The 26827-nt window shown below is 42.0% G+C and carries 29 protein-coding genes, 6 tRNA genes and 1 riboswitch; of the genes, 12 read left to right on the top strand and 23 right to left on the bottom strand.

Annotation, left to right across the window (positions count from 1 at the left end; all coding sequences use genetic code 11):
- Window positions 1–9 precede the first annotated feature (9 nt).
- From gcvPB to gcvT, 3 genes are read right to left on the bottom strand one after another with little or no spacing between them, the layout of a single operon-like run.
- On the bottom strand, window positions 10–1467 hold the full coding sequence (gene gcvPB, locus ACFODW_RS07560) for an aminomethyl-transferring glycine dehydrogenase subunit GcvPB (RefSeq protein WP_390304881.1): 1458 nt from the start codon (window positions 1465–1467) through the stop codon (window positions 10–12).
- A complete protein-coding gene (gene gcvPA, locus ACFODW_RS07555; protein WP_390304879.1) occupies window positions 1460–2806 on the bottom strand; it encodes an aminomethyl-transferring glycine dehydrogenase subunit GcvPA in 1347 nt (448 codons plus the stop codon). Before gcvPA ends, gcvPB begins: the two co-directional genes overlap by 8 nt.
- Before the next feature lie 11 nt (window positions 2807–2817).
- Window positions 2818–3930, bottom strand: a complete 1113-nt coding sequence (gene gcvT / locus ACFODW_RS07550; protein WP_390304877.1) for a glycine cleavage system aminomethyltransferase GcvT — start codon at window positions 3928–3930, stop codon at window positions 2818–2820.
- 185 nt (window positions 3931–4115) lie between these two features.
- Window positions 4116–4237: riboswitch (glycine riboswitch) on the bottom strand.
- A gap of 151 nt (window positions 4238–4388) precedes the next feature.
- On the opposite strand from gcvT, the gene ACFODW_RS07545 reads away from it, so the two are divergent.
- Together ACFODW_RS07545 and ACFODW_RS07540 are read left to right on the top strand one after the other, a co-directional pair.
- Window positions 4389–6047: a DEAD/DEAH box helicase gene (locus ACFODW_RS07545; protein ID WP_390304875.1), complete on the top strand. Its 1659-nt coding sequence runs from the start codon at window positions 4389–4391 to the stop codon at window positions 6045–6047.
- Window positions 6037–6831 (top strand): YqhG family protein, encoded by a 795-nt coding sequence (locus ACFODW_RS07540; RefSeq protein WP_390304873.1) that lies wholly within the window; start codon window positions 6037–6039, stop codon window positions 6829–6831. Before ACFODW_RS07545 ends, ACFODW_RS07540 begins: the two co-directional genes overlap by 11 nt.
- 13 nt (window positions 6832–6844) lie before the next feature.
- Here the strand turns inward: ACFODW_RS07540 and ACFODW_RS07535 are convergent, their stop codons facing one another.
- Window positions 6845–7039, bottom strand: a complete 195-nt coding sequence (locus tag ACFODW_RS07535; protein ID WP_390304870.1) for a YqzE family protein — start codon at window positions 7037–7039, stop codon at window positions 6845–6847.
- Window positions 7040–7169: 130 nt separating this feature from the next.
- On the opposite strand from ACFODW_RS07535, the gene comGA reads away from it, so the two are divergent.
- From comGA to ACFODW_RS07495, 8 genes are all read left to right on the top strand, one after another.
- Window positions 7170–8180, top strand: a complete 1011-nt coding sequence (comGA, locus tag ACFODW_RS07530; protein WP_390304868.1) for a competence type IV pilus ATPase ComGA — start codon at window positions 7170–7172, stop codon at window positions 8178–8180.
- Window positions 8143–9198, top strand: a complete 1056-nt coding sequence (gene comGB, locus ACFODW_RS07525; RefSeq protein WP_390304866.1) for a competence type IV pilus assembly protein ComGB — start codon at window positions 8143–8145, stop codon at window positions 9196–9198. Before comGA ends, comGB begins: the two co-directional genes overlap by 38 nt.
- A 12-nt stretch (window positions 9199–9210) precedes the next feature.
- The gene (comGC, locus tag ACFODW_RS07520; RefSeq protein WP_390304864.1) at window positions 9211–9528 is read left to right on the top strand and encodes a competence type IV pilus major pilin ComGC; all 318 of its coding nucleotides are present in this window, start codon (window positions 9211–9213) and stop codon (window positions 9526–9528) included.
- Window positions 9518–9940, top strand: a complete 423-nt coding sequence (gene comGD, locus ACFODW_RS07515) for a competence type IV pilus minor pilin ComGD (RefSeq protein ID WP_390304862.1) — start codon at window positions 9518–9520, stop codon at window positions 9938–9940. The genes comGC and comGD overlap by 11 nt, the downstream gene beginning before the upstream one ends.
- Window positions 9930–10268, top strand: a complete 339-nt coding sequence (locus ACFODW_RS07510; RefSeq protein WP_390304860.1) for a type II secretion system protein — start codon at window positions 9930–9932, stop codon at window positions 10266–10268. The genes comGD and ACFODW_RS07510 overlap by 11 nt, the downstream gene beginning before the upstream one ends.
- Window positions 10249–10665: a competence type IV pilus minor pilin ComGF gene (locus ACFODW_RS07505; protein WP_390304858.1), complete on the top strand. Its 417-nt coding sequence runs from the start codon at window positions 10249–10251 to the stop codon at window positions 10663–10665. Before ACFODW_RS07510 ends, ACFODW_RS07505 begins: the two co-directional genes overlap by 20 nt.
- Window positions 10637–11011 carry a hypothetical protein gene (locus ACFODW_RS07500; RefSeq protein ID WP_390304856.1) on the top strand — a complete coding sequence of 125 codons (375 nt, stop codon included), beginning with the start codon at window positions 10637–10639 and terminating at the stop codon, window positions 11009–11011. The genes ACFODW_RS07505 and ACFODW_RS07500 overlap by 29 nt, the downstream gene beginning before the upstream one ends.
- A 130-nt stretch (window positions 11012–11141) precedes the next feature.
- Entirely contained in the window at window positions 11142–11384 is a 243-nt protein-coding gene (locus ACFODW_RS07495) for a DUF2626 domain-containing protein (protein ID WP_390304854.1), read from the top strand.
- Between the two features lie 45 nt (window positions 11385–11429).
- Here ACFODW_RS07495 and ACFODW_RS07490 read toward each other — a convergent pair whose 3' ends face one another.
- On the bottom strand, window positions 11430–12053 hold the full coding sequence (locus ACFODW_RS07490) for an MBL fold metallo-hydrolase (protein WP_390304852.1): 624 nt from the start codon (window positions 12051–12053) through the stop codon (window positions 11430–11432).
- Window positions 12054–12459: 406 nt separating this feature from the next.
- Between ACFODW_RS07490 and ACFODW_RS07485 the strand changes: the two genes are divergently transcribed.
- A complete protein-coding gene (locus tag ACFODW_RS07485) occupies window positions 12460–12633 on the top strand; it encodes a DUF2759 family protein (protein ID WP_390304850.1) in 174 nt (57 codons plus the stop codon).
- A 96-nt stretch (window positions 12634–12729) separates the two neighbouring features.
- Here the strand turns inward: ACFODW_RS07485 and ACFODW_RS07480 are convergent, their stop codons facing one another.
- The 8 genes from ACFODW_RS07480 to rpmG form a co-directional block, all read right to left on the bottom strand.
- Window positions 12730–14664, bottom strand: a complete 1935-nt coding sequence (locus tag ACFODW_RS07480; protein ID WP_390304847.1) for an LTA synthase family protein — start codon at window positions 14662–14664, stop codon at window positions 12730–12732.
- A gap of 212 nt (window positions 14665–14876) precedes the next feature.
- Entirely contained in the window at window positions 14877–15863 is a 987-nt protein-coding gene (locus ACFODW_RS07475) for an ROK family glucokinase (RefSeq protein ID WP_390304845.1), read from the bottom strand.
- 13 nt (window positions 15864–15876) lie between these two features.
- On the bottom strand, window positions 15877–16077 hold the full coding sequence (locus ACFODW_RS07470) for a YqgQ family protein (protein WP_390304843.1): 201 nt from the start codon (window positions 16075–16077) through the stop codon (window positions 15877–15879).
- Window positions 16078–16157: 80 nt separating this feature from the next.
- Window positions 16158–17615, bottom strand: coding sequence for a spore germination protein (locus tag ACFODW_RS07465; RefSeq protein WP_390304841.1), 1458 nt, complete (start codon window positions 17613–17615; stop codon window positions 16158–16160).
- 94 nt (window positions 17616–17709) lie between these two features.
- Window positions 17710–19257 carry a rhomboid family intramembrane serine protease gene (locus ACFODW_RS07460; protein WP_390304839.1) on the bottom strand — a complete coding sequence of 516 codons (1548 nt, stop codon included), beginning with the start codon at window positions 19255–19257 and terminating at the stop codon, window positions 17710–17712.
- Between the two features lie 129 nt (window positions 19258–19386).
- The gene (locus ACFODW_RS07455) at window positions 19387–19569 is read right to left on the bottom strand and encodes a hypothetical protein (protein WP_390304837.1); all 183 of its coding nucleotides are present in this window, start codon (window positions 19567–19569) and stop codon (window positions 19387–19389) included.
- A 66-nt stretch (window positions 19570–19635) separates the two neighbouring features.
- Window positions 19636–20199, bottom strand: coding sequence for a 5-formyltetrahydrofolate cyclo-ligase (locus ACFODW_RS07450; RefSeq protein WP_390304835.1), 564 nt, complete (start codon window positions 20197–20199; stop codon window positions 19636–19638).
- 82 nt (window positions 20200–20281) lie between these two features.
- A complete protein-coding gene (rpmG, locus tag ACFODW_RS07445; protein WP_042145937.1) occupies window positions 20282–20431 on the bottom strand; it encodes a 50S ribosomal protein L33 in 150 nt (49 codons plus the stop codon).
- A gap of 198 nt (window positions 20432–20629) precedes the next feature.
- Here rpmG and ACFODW_RS07440 point away from each other — a divergent pair, with 198 nt between their 5' ends.
- Entirely contained in the window at window positions 20630–20851 is a 222-nt protein-coding gene (locus ACFODW_RS07440; protein ID WP_390304832.1) for a hypothetical protein, read from the top strand.
- A gap of 743 nt (window positions 20852–21594) precedes the next feature.
- Here ACFODW_RS07440 and ACFODW_RS07435 read toward each other — a convergent pair.
- The 10 genes from ACFODW_RS07435 to ACFODW_RS07390 all read right to left on the bottom strand — a co-directional run bounded on the left by ACFODW_RS07435 (window position 21595) and on the right by ACFODW_RS07390 (window position 26822).
- A complete protein-coding gene (locus ACFODW_RS07435; RefSeq protein ID WP_390304830.1) occupies window positions 21595–23664 on the bottom strand; it encodes a peptidoglycan D,D-transpeptidase FtsI family protein in 2070 nt (689 codons plus the stop codon).
- A gap of 75 nt (window positions 23665–23739) precedes the next feature.
- The gene (locus ACFODW_RS07430) at window positions 23740–25011 is read right to left on the bottom strand and encodes an MFS transporter (protein WP_390304827.1); all 1272 of its coding nucleotides are present in this window, start codon (window positions 25009–25011) and stop codon (window positions 23740–23742) included.
- 111 nt (window positions 25012–25122) lie between these two features.
- On the bottom strand, window positions 25123–25734 hold the full coding sequence (locus tag ACFODW_RS07425) for a superoxide dismutase (protein ID WP_390304825.1): 612 nt from the start codon (window positions 25732–25734) through the stop codon (window positions 25123–25125).
- Window positions 25735–25904: 170 nt separating this feature from the next.
- Window positions 25905–25977 (bottom strand) — tRNA-Phe (locus ACFODW_RS07420).
- A gap of 10 nt (window positions 25978–25987) precedes the next feature.
- Window positions 25988–26080, bottom strand: a tRNA-Ser gene (locus ACFODW_RS07415).
- A 9-nt stretch (window positions 26081–26089) separates the two neighbouring features.
- Window positions 26090–26166 (bottom strand) — tRNA-Ile (locus ACFODW_RS07410).
- 9 nt (window positions 26167–26175) lie between these two features.
- Window positions 26176–26251: transfer RNA gene (locus ACFODW_RS07405), tRNA-His, on the bottom strand.
- 25 nt (window positions 26252–26276) lie between these two features.
- Window positions 26277–26353, bottom strand: a tRNA-Met gene (locus ACFODW_RS07400).
- Window positions 26354–26356: 3 nt separating this feature from the next.
- A tRNA-Asn gene (locus ACFODW_RS07395) sits at window positions 26357–26431 on the bottom strand.
- Between the two features lie 298 nt (window positions 26432–26729).
- Entirely contained in the window at window positions 26730–26822 is a 93-nt protein-coding gene (locus ACFODW_RS07390; RefSeq protein ID WP_390305222.1) for an IS3 family transposase, read from the bottom strand.
- Window positions 26823–26827: the final 5 nt, after the last annotated feature.

Below are 26827 nucleotides of genomic sequence, written 5' to 3'. Positions count from 1 at the left end.
GCCTATTATTTACTTATTATACTTTAAGACCGGCTTTCTGGCAGCTGTTGTTTCATCCAGCCGCTTTACCACCGTCTGATAAGGAGCTTCTTGTACCAGTTCTGGCTCTTCTTCTACTTCTCTGGCGATTTTCAACATAGCGTCAATGAAACCATCCAAGGTTTCTTTTGATTCCGTTTCAGTCGGCTCCACCATCAAAGCCTCCTCTACATTCAGCGGAAAGTAAATGGTTGGCGGATGGTAACCATAATCAAGCAGTCTTTTAGCAATATCAAGGGTACGTACTCCAAGTTTCTTTTGCTTCTTTCCTGATAGGACGAATTCATGCTTGCAATGCTGCTGATACGGGAGATGATATGCGGTTTCGAGAGAACGCATCATATAATTTGCATTGAGGACAGCATACTCGCTGACCTTCTTGAGTCCTTCAGCTCCCATGGTACGGATATAAGTATAAGCTCTTACATTTATGCCGAAGTTTCCATAATATGGCTTAATTCTTCCAATCGAATGCGGTCGATCCTCATTAAAATAATATTCATTACCTTTCTTTGTCAAAACGGGTTTCGGAAGATAGGGCTCGAGTTCTTTCGTGACGCCCACAGGGCCAGACCCAGGACCCCCACCACCATGTGGACCAGTAAAGGTTTTATGGAGATTCAAATGAACTGCATCAAATCCCATATCCCCCGGCCTAGCATATCCCATAATGGCATTAAGGTTGGCACCATCGTAATATAGCCTTCCCCCTGCTTCATGTACGATTTCCGCCATTTCTTTAATATCAGATTCAAATAAACCCAAGGTGTTCGGATTCGTCAGCATCAGTGCAGCAGTATCATTTCCAACCACTTCCTTTAAATGATCTATATCTACGAGGCTATGTGGGTTAGTCTTTACCGTAACGGCCTCCAATCCAGCTACGGCCGCGGAGGCAGGATTGGTCCCGTGGGCAGAGTCAGGAACAATCACTTTGGTGCGGTTGCTGTCCCCATTTGCTTCATGAAAAGCACGTATCATCATTAGAGCTGTCCATTCACCCTGTGCTCCTGCTGCCGACTGCAAAGATACCTCATGCATCCCGGTTATTTCTTTCAACGATTCTTGCAAGTCATACATTAATTCCATGGCACCTTGAACGGTCTCCGGCTGTTGATAAGGATGAATATGGCTGAAACCGTCAAGACGTGCTACATCTTCATTCATCTTCGGATTATACTTCATGGTACAAGAACCAAGCGGATAGAATCCTGAATCAACTCCATAATTCCTGTTGGACAAGCCGGTATAATGCCGCATAATATCCAACTCACTCACTTCCGGTAAACCCGGGGGGGTCTCTCGGATATAATCTTCCTCGAATTCAGCAGCTATATCTGCTTCTGGAACATCCATCTCTGGAAGACTATAACTGGTCCTTCCTTCTTTTCCTCGCTCAAAAATCAGCGGAAACTCTTCTCTATCCATTGATATCCCCCAATTCTTTTACAAAGCTGTCGATTTCCTCTTTTGTCCTGGTTTCTGTTACAGCAAGCAGCATATGTCCCTCAAATTCCGGGGAGACCTTTTTCAAATCATATCCACCGATAAATCCTTTTTTCAGCAACTCCCTATTTATATGTTCCACTGGATGAGTTAGTTTAATGACCATTTCATTAAAGAATAACCCCTCCAAAGCAATCGGAATTCCTGCTTGCTTCAGCTGTTGTTTCATATAGCGGGCTTTTTGCATATTCAAGATTGCCAGTTTCCTTAGCCCCTGTTTTCCGATTGCGCTCATTGCAACAGAACTGGCCAATGCGTTCAGCGCCTGGTTGGAGCAGATGTTGGAGGTTGCTTTCTCTCTTCGGATATGCTGTTCCCTTGCCTGAAGTGTCAGTACATAGCCCCTCTTACCGTCTTCATCTGTCGTCTGTCCGACAAGCCTTCCCGGTATTTTCCTCATCAATTTTTTTGAAGTGGCAAAATATCCACAATGTGGCCCGCCAAACTGAGCCGGTATACCGAATACTTGTGTATCCCCTGTGACAATGTCGGCTCCAAATTCTCCAGGTGGGGTCAAGTAACCCAGTGCCAATGGATTGCTGGAGACTATAAACATAGCATCCTGTGTTTCCAGTAGGTGTTGTACTTCTTTCAGGGGTTCAATCCTCCCGAAGAAATTAGGGTATTGAACCACGACACTTGCAGTCTGCCCATCCAATTCTCTTTCCAAGTGCTCCAAATCGGTGACCCCGTTGGTATGATCAATTTCCACAATGTCCAACCCGGGACCCTTCGCATATGTCTTGATAACTTCCCTTGATTCCGGATGCACCGCCTTGGATACCAATATCTTTTTCTTTTTTGTTTGGGCTGCACTAAGATTTACAGCTTCAGCTAAGGCCGTTCCACCATCATACATGGATGAATTGGCTATAGGCATGGCCGTCAGCTCCGAAATCATTGTTTGGAACTCAAAGATAGCTTGAAGTTCTCCCTGGGAGATTTCCGGTTGGTAAGGCGTATAAGCTGTATAGAACTCCGACCGGGAAATCACGTGATCTACCACAGAGGGAAGAAAGTGGTCGTAGACACCGGCACCGAGAAAAGAACGATTTTCTTTTAGGTTCGCATTTTTATTTGCCAACCTTGTAAGTTCTTCCTTCAATGCATATTCATTTAGTGGTTTCTTCAGGTTCATTTCTCCCTTATACCGTACATTCTCTGGAATATCGGAAAATAAATCCTCTGTAGATGCAACCCCTATTGCTGCAAGCATTTCATTTTTATCTCGTTCTGTCATTGGAAGATAACGATACTCCACGAAGATTCCTCCTATTTCTTTCTTTTGTAGAATGGAAGCGGTACTACCCGCCCTCTCAACTTACGTCGGCGTATTTGTATTTCCAGCTCTGTTCCTACGGCAGCTGCCTCCCTTATCACTAATGCATTAGCGATATTTAAATTAAGGGTAGGGGATTGTGTGCCCGATGTAATAACACCTGCATCCTCCCCGTTCAGGTAAACCTTATAGCCCGGCCGCGGAATCCCTTTATCTATCATTTCAATGCCACAAATCTGCCGTTCAGGTCCTTGACTAACCTGTTCTTTAAGTGCCTCTTTCCCTATGAAATCTGCTTCTTTCTTTGTTTTCACGGCAAAGGAAAGTCCTGCCTCCACCGGAGTAATGCTCTGAGAGAGTTCTTGCCCGTACAGAGGAAGATTTGCCTCGAATCTGAGGGTATCACGCGCTCCTAATCCTGCCGGTTCAAGCCCCTGGTCTCTTCCTTGCTCAAGGAGCAGCCTCCAAAGCTTCCTTCCATAAGACTGATTAATATATATTTCAAATCCATCCTCCCCTGTGTATCCGGTACGTGATACCAGGGCGGGAATGTCAATGGAATCAAATCGGATATACTCAAAACGGAAAAATTTTACCTTATCCAAGGGTTCACCTGTGATGCTCTGGAGAATAGATTGGGCTTTGGGCCCTTGTAATGCAAGCTGTACATATTCATGAGATACATTCTCCAAGATAAGCTCTTCCTTGTTGTAAGGGTTATTCTCCTGCAGCCATTCGAAATCTTTCTTGGTATTGGCAGCATTGACAACAAGCAGATAGTCATCTTCAGCTATCATGTATAAAAGCAGATCATCAACCGTTCCACCATCGGGGTAGCACATAAAGGTATATTGCACACGGCCCGGATAAAGTTTCCCTGGATCATTAGTGGTCATTTTTTGTAAAAATTCCAGGCTCTTTGGGCCTTTTATTGCAATCTCGCCCATGTGGGAAACATCAAATAAACCTGCATCCTTTCTGGTAGCCAAATGTTCTTGCTTGATACCTTTGAATTTTACTGGAAGTTCCCAACCGCCAAAATCTACCGTTTTGGCCCCGTCTATTTCATATTCCGGGTAGATTGGTGTTCTTTTTAATTCCGACATCTCATCACACTCCTCAACAGGATTTGTTCCAAGTGGAAAAAAACATAAAAAAACAGAGATTTCTCCAATAATATTGGGAAATCTCTGTCCTACAACCAGAAAGTTGCATATATATGAACCGCTTTGTGTTCGATATATATTTGCTTCGTGGGTGGTCTGCCTATGGCTGACACTCTCCAGAGCCGCGTCCAGCAAGAGTCTTTTTGCCTGAGAGATTCGCTGAAAAGCTTGCTCCTTCGGCGTTACCAGTGAAAAACCAGGAAGTGGGCCCCGGTTAAACCGTAGTAATCTCTCCCCTTACTTTCATCCGCTTTCATGAATTATTCCTTTTTTGGATATACTATCTAACAAGAACAGATATTGTGTTCTAATTCTCTTATAGATTATAGCATAATCATTATCTTGAACATAGTAATTTTTAAAACTTTTTAAACTTATTGTAAAAAGGAAGTATTTTAATGACATCCATCAAAGTAGAAAAAGACTACAATTTCATCGATAAACTTATTACAGCTGCCGATCAGGGGGAGCACCTATCCCCCTGGCAACTTTTTGAGATGGCCTACCAGGCTGAGAAAATGAGGATAAGCCCGGAATTTTCCGGCTTGCGTGCACTGGAATACCTCCCACATATGGATTTTCTTGAGCATCAGGTATCAACTGCTGAACAGGTAATAGAAGGTATGAATGGCAGAGCAATTCTAGCGGATGAAGTCGGACTTGGAAAAACCATAGAAGCCGGATTAATCCTTAAAGAGTATATGGTAAGAGGGATGGTTAAAAAAGCCCTTTTACTAGTCCCCGCCTCCCTTGTGAATCAATGGGTCAAGGAGTTAAATGAAAAGTTTTATATACCTGCCATTGCTTATCGGAAAAATTATGCCTGGGATCAGTATGATATTATCGTATCTTCACTGGACACTGCCAAACGACCACCTAACAGGGAGGCTATCCAGGACATTGACTACGATTTTCTTCTGGTTGACGAAGCGCATAAGTTAAAAAACCATAAAACAAGAAACTACGACTTTGTACGTGGATTGAAAAAAAAATATTGCCTCCTGTTAAGCGCAACACCTGTCCAAAATAAACTTATTGAGATATTCAATTTGGTTTCCATCCTTAAGCCCGGGCTTCTCGGTAACTATGATTCTTTTCTAGAGCAGTTCGGTAAAGACCGGAAAAACCTAAAGGATAACTATTACTTAAAGCAGTTGATAAAGAAAGTAATGATCCGCAATACTCGAAAAGAAACATCGATGGACCAGACCAGCCGTCATATTGAAACTGTATGGATGGATTTTAGTCCTGAAGAGAGAAAGGTATATGAAGATATTTATTCATCAACCAAATCACTTTCCTCTTTCTCGAATATTACTTATTTGAGGGAATTGTGTTCCTCCAGGGAAGCCTGTTTTTTATCCTTGCAGAAGATGGCTGCAGACGAGGAGAAGACAGATATGCTAAAGCCGCTGCTAGATGATATAGGCACGCTTCCCCATCATGTAAAAGCAGGAAAAGTAGTTGAGTTGATTCAAACCTTCCAAGACGAAAAGGTGATCATCTTTACAGAATACCGGGCAACACAGTTGTATCTGCAGTGGTATCTGCAACAACATGGCATTTCGTCCGTGCCATTTCGCGGCGGGTTTAAACGAGGCAAAAAGGATTGGATGCGCCAGTTGTTCAGAGACCATGCACAAGTGTTGATCGCCACAGAAGCGGGCGGTGAAGGTATCAACCTTCAATTCTGCAATAGGATGATCAATTATGACCTTCCATGGAACCCTATGCGGCTTGAACAGCGCATTGGCCGTATACATAGATATGGACAGGAAAAAGATGTTCATATCTATAACTTTGCCATCCGGGGAACCATTGAGGAACATATTATGTCACTCTTATATGAAAAGATCCATATGTTCGAACAGGTGATCGGCCATTTAGATGATATATTGGCAGAACTGAAAATAGATGATCTGGAGTCCGAGATCCAATCCATTTACAAGGAATCTTCTACGATAGGTGAGACAAAAATTAAATTGGATAATCTTGGAGAAATCATACGCCAGACACAGATGGAGAAAGACAAGGAGGAACAGCATTATGGCAATTGAGGATTTAAATTCTTTCTTACGACAATATTTCCACTCACATTACTGTGAGGTGGTTGACAATGAACAAGGAGTTTTGACCATTCAACTGACAGAGGAAATGGATAAAGCTCTGATGAACAGACCTTTTTATTGGCATTATGTCAATAATGCCGGCATGAAGGGAAATCCAATGAAATTAACCCTTATTACAAATCCCGAAAAAAGGGGGGAAAAGGGAGAATGGGTGCATTTTGGCAGTCCACGGCTGCAGCAGATTATCCGTCACTTGGTCAAGAGTGAAAAACAGACAGTGCTTTTCCAGAAAATAACGGCCACAAGGAACACTCCTTTATATCCATGGCTTGTCGTCAACATGAAAATTAGTTACACAGGAATGCAAAGAAAGGATGAGGTTCACTCAATCGGTTTACATTTAATCAGTGGAAAAATGGAAACTGAGATGATGGAAAAGCTATCCATGATATCGCTTGATCTGAAAATTTCTGATTACTGTTATACCCTCTCCCCCCTTATTATGTGGAAGAGCGGCTTTCAGCGTATACAATCGGTGCTTGATAACTATATCGAAAATCAATCTCATGAATGGGCCGAACAGTCACTGAATGCGCTGCAGGAGGAGAAAGATATGCTGGAATATTTTTATACTGGAGCGGATATGGAGGAGCAGAAGGAAAAGGAATTGCGGGAAATAGAGGAACGGTATCAACCCTCCGTATCTTTCGAAGTCATCAACGGGGGGATTTTTTACCTTAAAGAGGGTTGGTTACAACAAAATAGCAGGTAACATCCAATGCCTGCTATTCTGCCTTCCTTCTTATTGTTTTCCATGCAAAGGGAAGCATACCAAGCCATCTGTTGACATAGAAAGGATTGTCTTGGTGTATTTCCTCTTTCTTTTTTTTCCTTTCAGATGACGGCTGCTCCATATATTGGACTAGCTGCTGGGTTACAAATTTTACATAATCATTACCTGAAATCCTTCTCACCTCCATTTGCTTTTATACTATCCTTTCCTCACTACGCCCCATTTATTCCAAAAATACTTACTAAATAGGCAAGAAAAAAAAGAGGAGTTCCCCTTTTTATGTCGAATTATAGACTTGGAAAGGAGGTGAACATCGGGTGAACCACGCTGCCAACCTATCGGACAAATTACTCAACTCCGCTTTGGAAGCCCAAGCTTCAGACATCCACTTTTATCCTTTTGCCGACCACACAAATATTTACTTCAGAATTCTCGGGAAACGCCGGCTTCATCAAAAGCTCCTCAACTCTCAATATCATCTATTATTAACTTACTATAAATTCACGGCTGGTATGGACATAGGAGAAACACGCAGGCCTCAAAACGGGGCAATGGCGCATAAAGATGCCGGATCTCTTTACTTCCTCCGCTTATCCACACTTCCGGTCAATGGGACGGAAAGTTTAGCTATCCGAATACTTCCTCAACAGGATAAGCTTCCGCTTGACCAATTATTTCTATTTCCCTCCCAGTTATCGAGGATAAAAAGCTGGATTTCCAACCGTACCGGACTGATTCTTTTCACCGGACCGACAGGGAGTGGAAAGACCACCACTTTGTACGCCCTGCTGCAAACCATACTCAAAGAGAAATCTTACCAGACGATTACGTTGGAGGATCCCATTGAGAAAGACATAGATGATATTCTTCAGGTACAAATCAATGAAAAAGCGGGCATCACTTATCAGACGGGCATGAAAGCAGCTTTACGGCATGACCCCGATATTTTGATGGTAGGAGAAATACGTGATAACCAAACAGCCGAATTTGCCTTCGAAGCATCTCTTACTGGCCATCTAGTGCTCAGTACACTTCATGCCAAGAATGCAGCCGGTACGCTGCAACGGCTAAAGGAAATGGGTTTAACAGAAGGTGATTTACGTCAATCTCTTATTGCAGTGGCAGCATTGGAACTTCTTCCCCTCCAGCTTGAAAAGATTTCAAACCGAAGAGCAGCCGTGCTGGAATTATTGGAAGGCAGGCTACTGGAACAAACTATAAATGGAAAGGATATCAGCAAATTGAACAGGTTCCATTCATTTGAATACTTAAGAAAGAAGGCCTACGCCTATGGGTTTGTCTCTCAGGATATATTCCAAGGTAGGTAAAAAGGGACTTTCACAGCAACATCAACTCCGGTTCCTGGATCGGTTGAGCCGTTTACTTTCGACGGGCTATCCGCTTATAAAAGCACTAGAAGCTGTAAAATGGGATGGTGACTTAAAGCTCTCTGCTGGCGTGATCATTCAATCCTTGAAAAACGGCAGTCCATTGGATAAAGCTTTCGAGGAAGCGTATTTTCACCCCTCCATCATTTCATACTTATACTTTATCCAAGCTAACGGTGATATCCAAGGAAGTATTGCCAAATGTGCCAAAATGTTTGAAGACAGTATGAAACACAAGAAGAAAATAAGGGATACCGTCCGTTACCCTCTTATTCTCCTATTCATTTTTTCCATCCTGTTTTATTTCCTTAAAAATTCTGTACTTCCTTCCTTCGCAGATCTATTCCATACCAATTCAAAAGCAGCGGCAGCAAGTATCCACCTCTCCCTGCTTGTCATAGACATTACAACAACACTACTTATTGCTTTTATGGTTCTGCTAGCCCTCGCTGTAGTATTTAATGGATACCTGAAAAAATTTATCTCTATTGATAAACAAATCGGATGGTACCAGCTGATTCCTGTATATCGTCACTATCTAAAAATCCGGACATCTTTTTTCTTTGCCACTCATTTTGGCATGATGTTAAGGACAGGAATGCCATTCAGCAAAATTTTATCTTATATGACGAAACAGGATAAATTGCCCATCATCTCCTATTACTCCTCTTTAATGGAAGAAGAGTTAAAAAAAGGTCTGCCCATCTATTCCCTGCTCACCCAACTGTCATTTCTGGACAGGCAATTGACTTCCATTTTCAGAAGAAATGCAGACATGCAGGAATTGGAAAAAGATCTTCTGGTATATGCAGATATGATTATGGAAGAACTGGAGAGGAAAATTATCAAGGCCATTACTTTAATCCAACCTATTTTCTTTATACTGCTGGCCGGGGTTATTATCTTTATTTACATTACATTGATGTGGCCTATGTTTCAATTGATTGAATCCATTTGAGGGGGAAAGAAAATGTTAAAAAATAATAAAGGTTTTACACTGATTGAAATGCTCATTGTGCTGACAATTATATCCGTCTTAATTATATTAATCGTTCCAAACCTAACTACAAAGAGTGATAACATCCATGGGACCGGCTGTGAGGCACTTGTTTCAGTAGTCGAATCCCAAGTCGCACTATACCACTTGGAAAAAGGAAGCTATCCTGCAGACTTAGATGCGTTAGCCCAAGATGATTATATTACCCACGACCAGAAAACATGTTCAAATGGAGAAGATTTAGTATACGCTCCTTTGGGGGGAAGTGTAAGCATTCCAAGTGGAAATTAATAAGGGCTTTACACTTTTAGAGCTTTTAATTGTCTTGAGCGTTATTTCCATTGTCCTGCTTATTTCTGTTCCAATCTCTTCCGCCATGTTGGAGCAACAGCGGGAAAAAGATTTTCTTGAAACATTTGAGCATGATGTTCTCTATATTCAACACTTGGCTTCTTCCACTATGGATAGTGTGCGTATCACCTTTCAAAGTGACAATTATGCTGTTTATTATGAATCGAAGAAAGTAGCTGTCAGAAAATATCCTCCTGGTATAAGCATAACACCCGGCCCTTTCCGATATCTGTCCTTCACTAGAACAGGTTCGGTACGTCAAGCGGGGCAAATATTTATATCCACCCCTGGAAATAATTATGCAGCAGTATTCCCGCCCGGGAAAGGAAGGTATCATCTCGTTGAATACTAAAGGTTTCACTTTAATTGAAGTATTGATTGCTTTCACCATATTAATGACCATCATTACCTCAGTTCTTCCTATTGCTACCATTTTGTCTACGGAGGGGACGGTTCTCAGTGACCGAAGAGTGATTTCCAGCCGTCTCCATGATGAGCTTCAATTATTTCTCCGAGGGGAGGGACGAACGCTGCCTGCAGACTATACCTTATCAGACTCTGTTCGCACTACGAGATATTCATTCTTTATGGAAGAAGGATATATAAAAGGATGTGTGGAATGGAACAATGCAAAACAACAAAAGGAATTGTATTGTATCTATGGAATTAAGGAAGAATGATTCGGGTTTTACCTTTTTAAATATGTTTTTCACACTGGCCATCATAGCGGCTAGCCTACCTTTTTTAAGCCATTTGGTCACATATTCTCAACCCAACGATCACTTAGACGAATTATCGGTCCAACAGTTTTTCCGTTTTGTTCGGAATGACCTGATCAATTCCGTAGACTATGCTCTGACTAGCGATTCCCTCTACCTGACCCTTGTAGATGGTACCGTTGCAACCATCGAGACATATCAGGATAGTATCCGAAGACGTGTTGAGGGAAAAGGACATGAGCTTTACCTGAGAAACATGGAGACTCTTGAGTTCTCGGAAGCTGAACAGGGTATATCTGTAACAGTTCGATCTCTAGAAGGGAATACGTATGAAAAAATACTTGTATTTTATGAATAAGGAACAGGGCTTTTTCCTCCCCTATATATTAATAATAATTATGATTGTTTTAACGGGGGTAACCTCCGGGATACACGCTTATAAAAACACAATTGGAGTGACCGGCAACCATTTAGAAGAAATCCACATTGAAACGTTGTTCCAGATGGGCAGAGCAAAATTGAAGCAAGATCTCCGGAACCAGAGGGAAAGACTGGATAACAACATCCAATATAATTTTCCGGATGGCATAGTGGATATCAATCTAAACTATATGAATGAAGGAATGCTTAAACTGCAGTTTAAGATAACGACGGACCGTTCACAAACTGAAATGACTAATTATCTCATCATTAACGAACCGTAATCAGGCACTTCATCATATAATTCACTTCAGGTTGCCAGGCAAAATTCTATGTCTGCAGTTACATTCGTTTACAACTTCTAGTTCCTCGTATATAATAACAATGATAAGGTTATCAAAAGGAGGGGAAAACATGGATCGGATGTTTCGTGTTCTTGCCTTTTGGACAGGTATTTTTACCGTCATGTTTTATGTAGGTGATATGACAACAACTGCTTTATTGTTCCTTGTTCAAACGGCATTTTTCCTTACACTGAGTTACTTGAAATTATCTGAACGCATGTATATGTATATGTTCGGTGCTTATTGTACGGTATTTTTCATCGGCTTTACATGGTATTCGGAATTTATACTTGTACCGGGGTTCGGGCATTAATGCCAACCAAAGAAGACCTGTCCGCATATGGACAGGTCTTTTTTGTCAGACTGAGACGAAGGGGTTTTCCTTTTTCTCTTCCCCAATAATCGTACTTGGACCGTGGCCAGGATGTACCGTATAATCCTCTTCAAGCTTGAAAATGTTTTCCTTAATACTCTTCTCCAATTCAGAAAAGTCCCCTCCGGGTAAATCAGTTCTGCCTATGCCTCGGTGAAAAAGAACATCCCCGCTGATGACCCACCTTTGATCTGAAAACACCAAGCTGACACTACCTGGAGAATGACCAGGTGTATGTAAGACCTTAAAGGAAAAAACTCCGATATTCATTTTGCCTGGTTTCATTTCATATTCGGCATGTGAAGTAGAAATCTTATTCCCTGTAAACAACAGTGAGCCGTTCAGTTTAGGGTCTACCAACCAATCGGCTTCGTTCTTATGGAGATAAACATCTACTTGATAATGTGTTCGAAGTTCCTCAACTGCCCCGATATGATCAAAATGCGCATGTGTGAGTAAAATCGCAGCAGGCTGCAATTCCTTTCCTTCCAAAAAAGCTATGACCTTTTCGGCATCTCCGCCTGGGTCAATAATTAAAGCTTCTGTTCCTTCATGTAAGACATAACAGTTCGTCCCTAACGGACCCAACTGCATAGACGTTAATTCCATTGGAAATCCTCCCTTTATAAAATAAGGTGCCATCAAAAACATACCCATTTTCCCCATTTCCCTTCTTTGGCAACTAAGGCTGTTTCTAATAGCTGTACGAGATCATCAGATTGGAATCTTTTAATCCGAATGACAGGCTAAGCCCTTTGATGGGATCTCCGGACACTTATTCCTAAACAGATTCCAAGCCGATGTTGAATTATGGATCCAAAGGGAAAGCGGAGGTGGATGTCCTCGTTTACAAATGGGTGTCGGATTGACCTGAGTTCATAAAACCATGGTTATATCTCGACAAATGCCGTACAATAATATAAAATAAGAAACATAACCGTCTGATTACATAATAATACAACTGACATTCCTATACCAAGGAAAACCTTTAGGAAGTGTGTAAGGAGGAAAAGACATGCATTCAGTATTGGCAATTATATTTTTATTGGTGGCTCTACTAGCTGTAGTATCCGTAATCCGTCAGCTCAAGTTCAAAAATCTTTTTGCTCTTGGATTCTCGGCGATTACTGCACTCGCATTCGGTTTCTTTGCGATTGCCACCCTTATTTCAGAGATATCGGGGTCATGACCAACATAATAAAATGAACGAAGGCTGACTTGTTGTCCAAGTCAGCCTTTTCTTATGTTCAAAACAAACTGCCTCAGCTACAGCTGAGGCAGTTTGTTACTCGTCTCCATCTTCAGTTTTAAAATCAATGAAACGGAATAAGTCTCCGTAAACTAGGTTATCGGAATACGCTAGTTCCTTTTCCACTTTTTCCTGTATAGAAGTACATGGGCCTTCATTTCCTGAGGAAGATTCTGCTGATTCATCAGCATCCCCTTTATCAGTTTCAATTTCTTCGCCTGTTTCTCTATCATAACAGACTCCTGCCGTAGAAATATAATCTTCGCTGACAAAGTCGCCATTTCGTAATGCTACATAACCCTTTCTCTCTTCTGCAAATAGGTCATTGCCAAAACGAATCTCATTTGGGTCTTCCTCAATACCCAAAAGGCTCATCAACGTTGGTTTCATATCAATCTGTCCAGAGACTTTAGAGACCACCTCACCTTCCCCGTGTCCAGGGATATGAATAAACAGTGGTACACGCTGAAGCTGAACTTGATCATATGGCGTAATTGTTTCTTTATCCAAGTATTGTGCCATTGCCTTGTTGTGATTGGCACTGATTCCAATATGGTCACCCATAATCACAATAACAGAATCCTCATAAAGTCCAGTTTCCTTTAAATGCCCGAAGAACTCTTCAATCGCTTCATCCATATACCGGACAGCAGGAAAGAACTTATTCAACGTATTGGAATTGGAATCATATGGCTCCAATGTAGTTTCATCATCCGGCATATCAAATGGAAAATGATTGGTAAGTGTAATGAACTTGGAATAAAATGGCTGTTCCATTGATTCCAGATACTTCATGGACTGCTCAAAGAACGGCTTATCCAGCAGCCCCCACCCAAAAGAGTTTTCCTCAGTCACTTCATAGGACTCTTCCCCGTAGAAGTGGTCAAATTCCATGCTGTTATACATTTGCTCTCTGTTCCAAAAGCTTTTGTTGTTGGCATGCAGAACAGAGGAGGTGTACCCTTTCTCTTCAAGAATCCCAGGGAGTGCATGATAATCATTTCCTCCATGGGTGAAGAACACCGCTCCTCTGGATAGCGGATGCAGAGAATTTTCTACTAAGAATTCTGAGTCGGACGTATTCCCCTGTCCTGTCTGCTCATAAAAGTTTTCAAAGTAATACGTATCATCGTCTTTTATCAAGCTGTTTAGGAAAGGTGTGATTTCCTCCCCATGCAGTGTATTGCCAATCACGAATTCCTGAAGGGATTCTGCATTGATAAAAATCACATTTTTCCCTTCTGCAACCCCGAACAACTCAGACTTACCTTCCTCCACTTTTACATTCTCATCAATGAACTCTTGGATTTCCGGCAATTCATTGCCATCAGCGAACACCCGTTGAGACTCCGTTTTAGACTGTACGATAATATCGTAGATATGAAAGTTGAACAGGCCGATATTTTTCACTAAATATTCACGGTCAAAACCACGCGTGAACAGCTGCGGCCTTTCCATTTCAGCCAAAAAGAAGTTACCTGCCAGCAACACGAGCGACATAGCCATGGCAAAGACTTTTCCGCTTTTTGCGTAATTTACAGACATGGCATTCTCATTCTTCTTACTGAGATACCATATAAGCGCTACATCCGCAAAAAGCAGAATATCATATGGCATGATCAACGTAAAAATGCTTGAGCCAAGATCAGCCATGTTACTTCCCATGAATAATTGTGGGATGGTAATAAAATCAGTAAACTGCCTATAGAAAACAACATTCGCAAATACAACTAGGGTCGCGACAAGAGCTCCATAACGGATAAATTTCATCTGACGAGACTGTTTATTGAACCATACACTTATGGCAAAGAGTAAAAATGCCGTGACAAAGGGGTTAATCAGCAGAATGAACTCCTGCATGGAATTTTCAAGTCCGATATTGAATAAAAACCGGTACACAATATAGGTTTTTAATCCAAACAGCAATGCCGCTATAATATACAACGGAATGCTTGGTCGTTTCGATTTCATATAATTTCCTCCTCCTCAAACCTTCCTTGCCTATAGAAGTCCGTTGTCTCCATGCTATTATTGATATTATTTTGGGCATGTTTTATACCCCTAATTGGCCGAAATAAGCGACATTCACCAAAACCATTTATTTATTTACCCATTTTGCGATGAACTTAAAAACCATATATTTTAAGTTTAATAGATTGTAATCCTTGAAAGATAATATATCATTATACTGAAGGATTATCAAATTCAACGTTAAGCAGTTTCTGCTTAACAAGAAAAGCTCCCCCGATAATTCCTGCATCATTGCCAAGCCGGGCCTGTTTCACTTCGCATATATCACTTACCCGTTTCAATGCATACCGGCGGAACGCAGTTGCAATTTCACCGATGAGCAAATCCCCTGCCTTGGATACTCCACCGCCGATCAGTACTTTGGATGGATTGATAACCGTACCCAAATTGGAAATCACCCTGCCCAGTATCGCTGCATTCTGCCTGATAATACCTATGCTTGCTGTATCTCCCTCGGCAGCCAAATCAGCAATATCCTTAGCTGAAAGATTTCCATTTTCCCTTTGAAGCAGAGCCAGTTTTCCTTCTGGATCTTGACCTGCTTGTTCCACCGCCTGCCGAACCATGCCGGTTGCAGACACAATGGTTTCCAAACAACCTCTACGGCCGCAATTACATAAATGGCCATACGGGTCGATAGTATAATGACCGATTTCCCCTGCCATTCCATTCTCGCCATCAACAATTTCCCCGTTGGCAATGATACCGCCGCCGACCCCTGTCCCCAGGGTAATGGCAATTACATTTTGGGCCTGGTTTCCGGCACCTTTCCAATTCTCCCCCAATACGGCGATATTAGCGTCATTTTGCACGAAGACTGGGAGGCCTGATTCCTCTTTCAACTGTCCCGCTAGGTCAAAGTCTTCCCATCCAATATTTACAGCTTCATATACAAAACCTGTTTCGCCGTCAATGAAGCCGGGAGCTCCTACGCCGAGTCCCAGTATATCTTCCTGATTTAATTGCTCATCCGCCAATTGGCTGCGGAGGGATTGCCATATGTCACCTACAATGCGTTCACCGCCACCGGATGTATCTGTCGGGATTTCCCATTTCTTCAATATTTCTCCATCTGGACTGATCAAACCGATTTTGACAGTTGTTCCCCCGATATCAATGCCTACAATTTGCTTGGTCATCAGATACACCCCTCTAATTCTGTTCATTTATCTGCGATATTTCTCTTTTAATTACAAGCTTTGCCTGCAAATAGTCAGTTTTTGAAATAAACAGCCACTGATGCAGTTCATCCAACTCCATCTCCATCAATTGAAGATCTCCCAAACGATCGCCAGTATAGATGAATGCACCATATTTCCTTAGCAACTGTCTTACTTCCACCATTGTTTTCATTTCCGCACCAAACTCCATTATATCAAAATATATTACAATAAGGAATAAAATATTATAGCATTAAAAAACCAGACCGTCCATTAACGGTCTGGATCCTTTGGATTAAGAAAGGCAGGCCTTCTGCTCTGCAGGGGAATCGGAGTCCGGATGAATATGTCCCTGAATGCCCTGTATGAAAATGGAAGAAACGGCCAGAAGTAAGCTACTCGAAAAGTTTCCATCCGTGTAATGTACAGCAGCCATAGGGTAATACCAGCCACATAACCAACCACCCCGAAGGCCGCAGCCGAAAGCAATAGAAATATCCGCACTAATCGATTGGCCAAGCTCATTTCATAACTTGGTGTGGCGTAGGAGCCTATAGCAGCCAATGCCAAATAAAGGACAACTTCATTAGAAAACCAGCCCACTTCTACCGAAATTTGTCCGATCATTATTGCTGCAACGAGTCCTAGTGCGGTTGCCAATGAAGAAGGCGTATGAATGGCGGCCATTCTAAGCATATCAATTCCGATTTCAGCAATTAAAAATTGGAGAAGCAGGGGGATGACCCCCATCTGATTAGGACCGATAAATTCCATTCCAGTTGGCAGCAAACCCGATTCCATTGAAAACAGATAGTAGAGCGGCAGGATAAATATGGCCGCCAATACTGCCACAAATCGGACAAACCGCAAGTAAGCACCAACCAACGGCTTCTGTCTGTATTCCTCTGCATGCTGCAGATGATGCCAGTAAGTGGCTGGAGTGATCATCACACTTGGGGAGCCATCAATCATCACCAGCACATGACCCTCGTATAGATGCGCAGAAGCTGTATCCGGCCGTTCAGTATAACGGACGGTCGGATAGGGATTCCAATGCCTTCCGCTGATATACTCTTCGATGGTCTTTTCAGCCATTGGCAGTCCATCCGTGTCTATTTGCTTTAGTGTATCTTTCAGCTCCTCCACGCGCTGATTATCAGCAATATCATCTAAATAACAGATACAAATATCAGTCAACGATCTTCGACCAATCTGCATATACTCCATCCTCAAAGAGCGGTCCCGCACCCTGCGCCTTACAAGGGACGTATTAAATACAATCGTTTCGACAAAGCCGTCCCTCGGCCCCCTGACGACCCTTTCCAAGTCAGGTTCATCGACCGATCTGACCGGATAGGTGCGGGCATCAATCATAATGATTTTATCTAATCCTTCAACAACAAGAGCAGCAGGACCGCCGAGAACAAGATCACATGCTTCATTTAAATCGTCGCTTTGATCAATTTCGATATATGGCAGGTATGTCCTTAACAGCTTGGTTAGCGGATCAGGCTCAATGTCTTCAGGTTCAAGCTTGGACAAAAATTTCATTAATAAATGCAGGATATCGTCCTTGGCAAATCCATCTATCACAAATAAAGCCATCTTTCTTCCTGCGTATTCCAGGTCCAATTGGATGATGTCAAAGCTCTTATCTACTGCCAGCCGTTCCTTCATATATGCAACATTTTGCTGGAAAGAGCCGAGAATTTCCTTTTTTTCCTTCTCCATATACTCACCCGTGCCTTTTTAGAGTTATGGAATTAGTTTTTACCGCTTCATGCATTTTATACAGTTGTCAGAATGACTTCGTATATTATATTATTTACCTATGGGCATTTTCTTCTTTAAGCCTCTTATACAAATCGGCAAAATCCTCGTTGTCTGGCCGGAGTTTATATGCCTCGGCAGCCATCTCCTCCGCTTTCTCCATATTTCCCTCTTCATTATAAATTAGTGCAAGGTTATAATAGGCTTCTGGCAAAGGATCCTTCGCTTCTATACTTTTTTCCAAATCTTCCTTTGCCAGGTCTATTTGTCCCGTTTCGATGTAGGCATATGAACGTTGAAACAAAAGAAGGCCATCAAGGTCTCCGTCAATTTCCAATGCGTCAGTTGTAATATCAACAACCGCTTCATAATTTCCCTCCATCAGGGCTTCCTCTACCCGCAGAAGCTGGTATGACTGCCTATTTAAATTATGCTCGGTCCCGTAAACAACCAGCACTGTTAGCGAAAGCAGATAAACAGACAGGGCAAGAATTTGAATAATTGAATTCCCCCTTCTTGGCAGATGAACAATGCCTGCAGCAATGAAGCCCGCAACGAGTCCGCCAATATGGGCCCCGTTGTCGATCTGTGGTACCGCAAGGCCAAAAACAATATTTATACCAACTAAGATAATAATATTCATACCTATTGTTTGGAAAAAGATTCTTTTATGAACCAGACCAAAAAACAAAAGTGCTCCAAACAGGCCAAATAAAGCACCTGAAGCTCCTGCTGAAACATTTACCGTAAAGGCAAAGCTCGCTAAACCGCCACCTATTCCGGCGAGGATGTAAATAATCAGAAATCTGAAGCTTCCATAGATTTTCTCTGTCAAGGAACCAATATAATAAACTGCAAGCATGTTCATCAATAGATGAAGAAAGCCGATATGCAGGAACATAGAAGTGAGAATCCTCCACCATTCCCCTTCGATAATGGCAGGGTTATACTTTGCCCCGAACTTCACCAAATCATCTATCGAAGTAGTGTCTCCGTAATACTCCATGATCATATAAATGATAATATTTATGCTTAATAACAAATAGGTAAAAACAGGCCTTCCATAAGAGAACAATTTTTCGATCTCTTTCTGCTTTGTATTCAGTGTATCTGTCAAATAGTTGAGATAAAATTGAAGCCTCTTCACCTTTTCACTTATCGCCAGCGGATCCGAGTGGTTCAATGGATGAACTCTTGCCGCCGAGAGAAACCTCGCCTCCTCTTCCCTACTACTTGCTTGATCGAGGTAATAAACATGCATGTCCGCTAATTTTCTATCTTCCAAATTCAAGGGTCTCTTTAACTGATCCCATTCATCCGCCGGCTGGTATGTACTGATATACACATTATGTATTTCTACTTTATTACCCAAAAAGATACGTTTGAACCGCTTCATTTGTTGAGCCGTTTTTTCAATATCTTCCTTCATATGCTTATTCCATCCGAAACCTTTACGGATCAGGCGAACCACGATAGAAATATTGCCACTCGGCTTCTCAAGCCATATCTCCTCTCTACTTTCATCCATATACAAAATATTATAATCAGCCTTAAGCAGATGATATGCAATTTGATACAGCTTATATTTTTCTTCCAGTATCATTGGATTCCTCCCTCGCATTAATCATATCAAAGAAGCTATCCATATGCTTTCTTGGACATCCGATTTTTTTCTTCTCCTAGCCATAAAAAAGAAGCTGTCCAACACAGCTTCTTTTACATTTTTATTCGATTATTGGGAACGGAACATCCCAGAAATCATTTTTTCCTTCACCCCAGGGACACTCATGGATAAGGAAACTACCAGCTTGCGCAGGATACCCACGGCGAGTATCGTGTTCATAATTCGGTAGCGCCATCGAAATAACATAGCCAAGGCAGCTGCTACACTGATTATAAAAATAAGAACCCTCATAAGTAGACACCCTTTTCTGCTGAATCATACTCTTATTTTTATCGCAGAATTTAAAAATATACATGATTAGCCGGTAAAGACTATTTCCTTTTCTGTAACGAGATATTGTACAGGAATATCAAATGACTCTTTCGGCAAGTGGGAGATCATCTGTTTTTCACTTACAATGGAGACGGTACGGTTTGGATAGTCGATCAAAAACCGATCATAATAACCACCACCAAAACCAATTCGATAGCCCTCTTGATCGAAAAGTATGCCGGGAACAATCAATAATTCGATACCATCTTTCTTAATTTCCCGAGATTCATCAGGAACTGGCTCCAAAAGCCCATGTGCTCCAAGTTCTAGCTGGTCGAAATGATCCAACTGGTAAAATGTCATTACTCTTCCTGCCGGTATGCATTTCGGTACATATACCATCTTTCCCAATTGCCATGCTGCTTCGATAATCGGCTTAGTATTCCACTCAATGCCCTGGGAAACTGTCACACCGACAGTAGAAGCGTGTGACCACAACACTGACTCAAGTAGCCGGTCGACCATCTTCCTTTCTGTTTCTTTCCTTTGATGGGCAGGAATATCTTTCAGCATATCAACTGCTCTTCGTCTTAAAAGATGCTTATCCATATCAATTCACCCTTTTCGGTTTTCGATCTAAGTCATAAAAATAAAACTCCTATCATTTATATGATAAGAGTTTTGAGTCAACTTATTTAGTTTCACGGTGCAAAGTGTGTTTTTTCAAACGTGGACAATATTTCATAAGCTCGATACGCTCAGGATTAGTACGTTTGTTTTTTGTTGTAATGTAATTGCGTTCTCCTGTTTCGGTACAAGCTAAAGTAATGTTTACGCGCATGATTTTCCCTCCCGACTTTAAAAAACTGCTTCATTATGAGCGAATTTTTCATTTCAGACTTAATTATAATATCAAATGTTTGGATAAGTATCAAGTTTTTATATTAAAAAGTTGTTGTTTCTTGTCGGCCCCTTCTATGATATAACTATTATTGGGGAAAAACTTTAACAACAAAGAAAATGGATAGGAGGTATCCGAATGTTATATGCTGTTATTGCCATCATTGCAGTTGCCGTGGTCCTATTCGTAATGTCGTTTTTCATGAACGACCGTTTCAAGGAAATGGAGAGCCAACTGGAACAGCTTACACTCACCACGATGCAAGATAATTATTTAATGAAGAAAAAATTGAAAGTACTGGAAGAAGAGTTGCTTCCACAGGAACTGACCAATGAAACACAGGACAGGTTCCATTCTTAAATCAGACAGACAGGGAGATAAAAATGAAACAGCCAATACAAGCATTTGCTATCGGTTTATTCACAGCAGGATTAACAATGCTGGCAGGGATTTATTTTTTCCCTGCATCCGAGGAGCCTGTTGAATCGGCTTCCATAGACGAATTGATTTCCATCGTAGAAAAAGAAGGGTATCATGTACTTACTGAATCCGAGTACATATCTTACTCTGTTCAAAAGGATCGTACGGCACAGACTGCCGGCTCTACAGTCGATCAAAATGATTCCGATCTGAAGGAACAGGAAAAAGAGAAAGAGAAAGACGAGGCGGATAAGGAAAAGAAAAAGACGGAAGAAACCTCCGATACAAGAGAGGTCGAAAAAACATCGAATGATACATTTACCCTAGTAATAGAACCCGGCATGACATCCTCCGATATCAGCTCTAAGCTGGAAGATGAAGGCATTGTGGAGGATTCCAAGGAATTCAATCAATATTTGAACAAGCATGATTTCAGCCCTTATATTCAAATTGGCCAATTCCCACTTTNCTAAAAAAATTGCTTACATGGAGCATAGAAGAAAGTGATCATAAAAACGGCCCGGTTTAGGAATTCCCTAAACCGGGCCGTTTTTCTACTAATATGGAATCAGTCACTTCCCCCTCGATTTGGGAAGAAAGATGGAATGCAATTTAAAAAATTGGCTAGTTTAACAGTCATACATACCATGGGTTTTTTGCAAAAAAGGAACACTGGCTGCTACTTACTCTGCTGCCTCTTCATCCCTTTCCCCCTTTAACTCAAAATAAGTATCTAAAATCCGTTCCCCGATGAGGTGATTAATTGGATGTTGGTTATTAGTATCCCCTGTTCTCGGAACGATTACAGCAAAGGCAATTTCAGGCTCATCAAACGGAGCATAACCGACAAGACTTAAATTTTCCGTGTAAATCTGTTGCCCGTCCTCATAAAATTCATTTTCTGCAGTTCCTGTTTTTCCGGCAGGATTATAACTTTTATCACCAAAGTAGCTGTAACCGGTCCCTCCTGGAGATTGGAAGACCTGGCGAAACCCTTCCTGAACCCGGTCAATATAACTCTGATCCATTTCTACCCGGTTGAGCACGTCTGTATTAATGCTCTTATACAGAGGGCCAACTTTGTCCAGTGAAGGAATCGGTTCATGAATTCCTTTGACGAAGTGGGGTCTCACCCGATAGCCGTCATTGGCTATCGTTGAAACATATTGGGCCAGCTGCATTGTTGTATAGGTGTCATACTGTCCAATAGCATAGTCCATAAAGTTACCAGGTCTGTTTTCGCTGCTCCCTTGCAGCCCAGTTGCTTCATATGGGTAGTCTATACCTGTATCTGTTCCTAAGCCAAACTGACGGAAATAGTTTCTCATTTCCTGCCATGCGCCTGTATCAAATGAAGTGCTTGAACCATTTGGAAATGGGTATCGATACTCTCCTCCCATCCGTAAAGCAATATAAAACATGTAGACGTTGGAAGATCTCCGCAGAGCACCAATATCATCCAACGTCCCCAAGTTGGATGACCACGAACCTTTTGGAGGGTCGTTGCCTATTCTGATTGGTGAATCATGGATATATTCCCCCGGTTTGATCACGCCTGACTCAAGTCCAGAAAGGATCGTTGCACCTTTAACCACAGAACCTGGCACATGAGCATCGTATAAAGTTTTATGTGCAGTATTAACAAATTCATTTTCTTCCCTGTCATAAGTCTGACCGGACACAGCAAGCAGTTCCCCGGTCTGCGGGTCCATTACTACTGCCAACGCATCATCCATATGCCTATTCATGGTCGGATGCTTTTTGATGGCTGTCAACAATTCCTCCTGAACAATAGTGTCCACTTTTTCCTGGAATTCCATATCAATCGTAAGGACGAGATCTTTCCCTCTTTGTCCTTCGACAACGGTTTCCGTGTCAATTAGCCTGCCGCTTTTATCTGTAGTGTACTGTATCTGCTCTTTTCGGCCGCGAAGGACATCTTCATACTGTTCTTCCAACCCGCTCTTGCCAACCCGGTCGTTCCTGCTGTATCCTCTGGTCATATAATAGTCTTCATTTTCTGCAGGAATGCCTTGCTGTCGGGTGGTGATGGATCCAAGCAGAGAATTGAAGGTGCTGCCGTATGGGTACTGTCTTTCCCAATCTGTTGTTGCATTGATTCCGGGCAGTTTATCCAAGTTTTCGGCAACCCTCGCATATTCCTCTGCTGTGACCCCATCATTCTTAACAATCTGCGGTGTTAATGAGTAAGCTTTATCCAACTCGTTTTTAATTGCTATGACTTCCTTCTCTTGTTCAGAAAAACCGCTGATTTCCTCCTCCGTAATTCTATCCAATACGGTATTGTAGTATTCCGCGTTGCTCATATCCGCCGCTTCTTCGTCCGATACCCGGCTCTCCGCTTCTTCTTTATTCAACAAGTACCAATACTCTTTTTTATTGCGCTCGGTTAAAGTCTTGGTTTCCATACTGATCAGTTCAGCCAATGATTCTGCCACCTCTAGCCGGTCTTCTGCCTGTACACCCTTTGGAGGTGTATAGGTGATCGAATAGACGGGTTCATTATCCACCACCGGCTTGTGGTTACGGTCATAGATTTTGCCACGAGGGACAGGTATTTTGGTGGTATCCTGGATGGTGCGGTCAATCTCCTCCTGGAACTCTTCACCGTTCAGTATCTGTACAACCCCAAGCTGAAGAATCAGTACTGAGAACAATAAAAAAACAATGAAAAACAGTATATTCAATCGGACGGGAAGCTGTGCTCTCTTTCTCTTTTTCTCTCTGGCCATATATTCTCCCCCATACGAAATTTCCTGATGCTCCCACAAACATTATATCATGTTCAGCATCAAATTCTAATATGGTCAGCGGTTTTTTTCATCTGTCATTTGATCTTTAACCAATACCTCCTTCTTACCTGGTGATGTCAGATAAATATCTTTGACAAACAAATAAACAAACAGATGGCCAGTTCCGAATATAATCAATAAAACTGGGATCGCCCGGTCAGCCGGAAAGAGTGAAACACTGATGAGAAATACCACGATGGAAATTACCCTTCCCACATTCATGAAAAGTTCCCGGACTACGATATATTCTACGCGGAGATCCTTAGCTCTCCACCCCTTTCCAATGACATCGTATGTCATCGATGCATATGGTACATTGATAATCGGATATGCTATCCCGATCAATACTGCATAAAATAGCAAATGGAGATAGCTGATATTGAACAGGATGACAAAAATGGAAAAATATAAAATTAATGCCCCAGTCAATATAGCTTTCTTCCTTAAATGAGGTTTAATGAATTTAGTGGCTACAAAATAAAATACCAAGGACAGGCCAGAAAGGAACAGGTTGAATGTACCCAGGGCAAACTCGCTCTGTGTCACCACATATACCCATATGGAAATGACAAATAGGAAGATTCCTTCCCTTAATCCCTGAGCCAAGTGTGCATGCAGAATCCTTTTCCAGTTCCTATTGTGATGCCTCTCTTCCAGAATACGACGGAAGTGGAAACTTCCTTCTGCTCTTCTGCGTGCCAAGAAGAAACTCGAAGCAACCGCAAGGATAAATAAAGCAAAGGAAATGGCGAAGATTGTCGTATACCCCAGATTTTCAGGCAATTTGGCAATAATCGTACCGGCTAGAATCGGACCAATCATCCCTCCGAAAGATTGCAGCACACCAAGGAAACCATTAAAAAAGTCCCTCGTTTCCGGCTCTGTAATCTCAAACGTGAGCACATTGAATGCCAGCCAGTAAAATCCATAACCAATGCCAAGCAGGCTTCCCAGCATAAAGTTAAAAGTAGAGGCATTCTCGCCTATAATCAAAACACTTAAAAAGAAAAGGGACAAAAAAATTACCCCTAGCCGTAAGACGATCACTCTGTCTACCTTCTTAGCCATTTTGCCTGCGAGTATAAAAGTTGCAGGCTGGAATAGGACAATCCCAAGGTTATACATCGCGATGGTTATATAATCGCCGGATTGTTTCCATAAGTAAATATTTACGAAGGTGTTAGAAAGAAAAATCCCGAGCGAGTATAAGCCGCCAATTAATAGGAGAAGCAGCAAGTCTCTGGTAATATCCATTTTTTCGTGAAGGAAATTTAGTTTCTTTTGCATGGCTGAATACTCCTTTGTCATCACTATTAGTGTTGGCAAATGAGTATCAGATATGCAAAGGCTATGTAAACAAACGAAACACGGGCAAGGCCCGTGTTTCGTTTGTATCAATTATTTAGCTTCATTATAATTCTTTTCAACCTGCTCCCAGTTTACAACGTTCCAGAAGGCAGAGATGTATTCAGGACGCTTGTTCTGATATTTGAGGTAGTATGCATGCTCCCATACATCCAGACCGAGGATTGGAGTTTTCCCTTCCATAATCGGTGTGTCCTGATTAGGTGTACTTGTAACTTCCAATTCCCTATTATTTACTACCAGCCATGCCCAGCCGGAACCGAAGCGGCCTGCTGCTGCATTACCGAATTCTTCTTTAAACTTGTCGAAGCTGCCGAACTTTGAATTGATTTTCTCGGCAAGTTCTCCAGATGGCTCACCGCCGCCGTTCGGTGATAAAACTTTCCAGAACAAGCTATGGTTTGCGTGTCCGCCACCATTATTACGGACAGCCGTACGTGCACTCTCTGGTACTGCATCCAGATTGCTCAGCAGATCCTCTAAGGATTTTTCCTGGAGATCAGAATGTCCTTCCAATGCAGCGTTTAACTTAGTTACATAAGTATTATGATGCTTCGTGTGGTGAATATTCATGGTCTCTTTGTCAATTGTTGGTTCCAGTGCATCATATGCATAAGGTAGTTCTGGTAATTCGAATTTTGCCATTTCATGTTCCTCCTCTAATCGATTAGTAAAGGATTGAAAATTCACCCTTTAATTTAGAGAATATCAGAGGTACTTTTTAGATGCAAATCTTATGCATAATTCTATCTATTTATGGAGAATGAATTTTCAAGGCAAAAAAAAGCAAGCTTTCGCATGCTTTTTTTATAGGATGGCTCGGGACGGAATCGAACCGCCGACACACGGATTTTCAGTCCGTTGCTCTACCGACTGAGCTACCGAGCCGATTATGTAATGGAGGAGGAAGAGGGATTCGAACCCTCGCGGGCTTTGACACCCCTGTCGGTTTTCAAGACCGATCCCTTCAGCCAGACTTGGGTATTCCTCCGAAACAATATGGTGGACCCTGCAGGACTCGAACCTGCGACCGATCGGTTATGAGCCGATAGCTCTAACCAACTGAGCTAAGGGTCCGTCTTATAATGGGGCGACCGGTGGGAATCGAACCCACGAATGCCGGAGCCACAATCCGGTGCGTTAACCACTTCGCCACGACCGCCATATTATGTAATAGTAAATATAAATGGTAGCGGCGGAGGGGATCGAACCCCCGACCTCACGGGTATGAACCGTACGCTCTCGCCAGCTGAGCTACACCGCCACATGGCTCCACAGGCAGGATTCGAACCTGCGACCGATCGGTTAACAGCCGATAGCTCTACCACTGAGCTACTGTGGATTCATAAGAATGTCTGATTAACAGCACAAGAATCATCTTACCATAATCGTGGAAATTCGTCAATAATTTTTTGTTGTCTTTTTTTGAACAAATAATATGTATATGTTTCTCAAAACGACAATATTTAATATATCACCTATCACCCAGAATTTCAAGGTATAATTACAAAAAAATTAGTAAGAGGTTGGGACAAAATTGTTTTATTAAAATAAAAAGCCGAACTAGCTAGAAATCTTGTGTAATGGCGCTGAGGGAATATACTTCGCTTTTGGTGTGACCCCCAATAGTTGGAGTTTTATTAGGCAACGATTAGATCGGTATGAAGTCGGTATTGAAGTGGGCTCATGCCGATCAATCTTCCTTTAATACGTTGGTTATTGTAATAATAAATATATT

The organism is Virgibacillus sediminis (assembly GCF_042643265.1).
GTDB lineage: Bacteria > Bacillota > Bacilli > Bacillales > Amphibacillaceae > Virgibacillus_O > Virgibacillus_O sediminis.
This window is presented reverse-complemented; position numbering and strand designations above follow the sequence as displayed.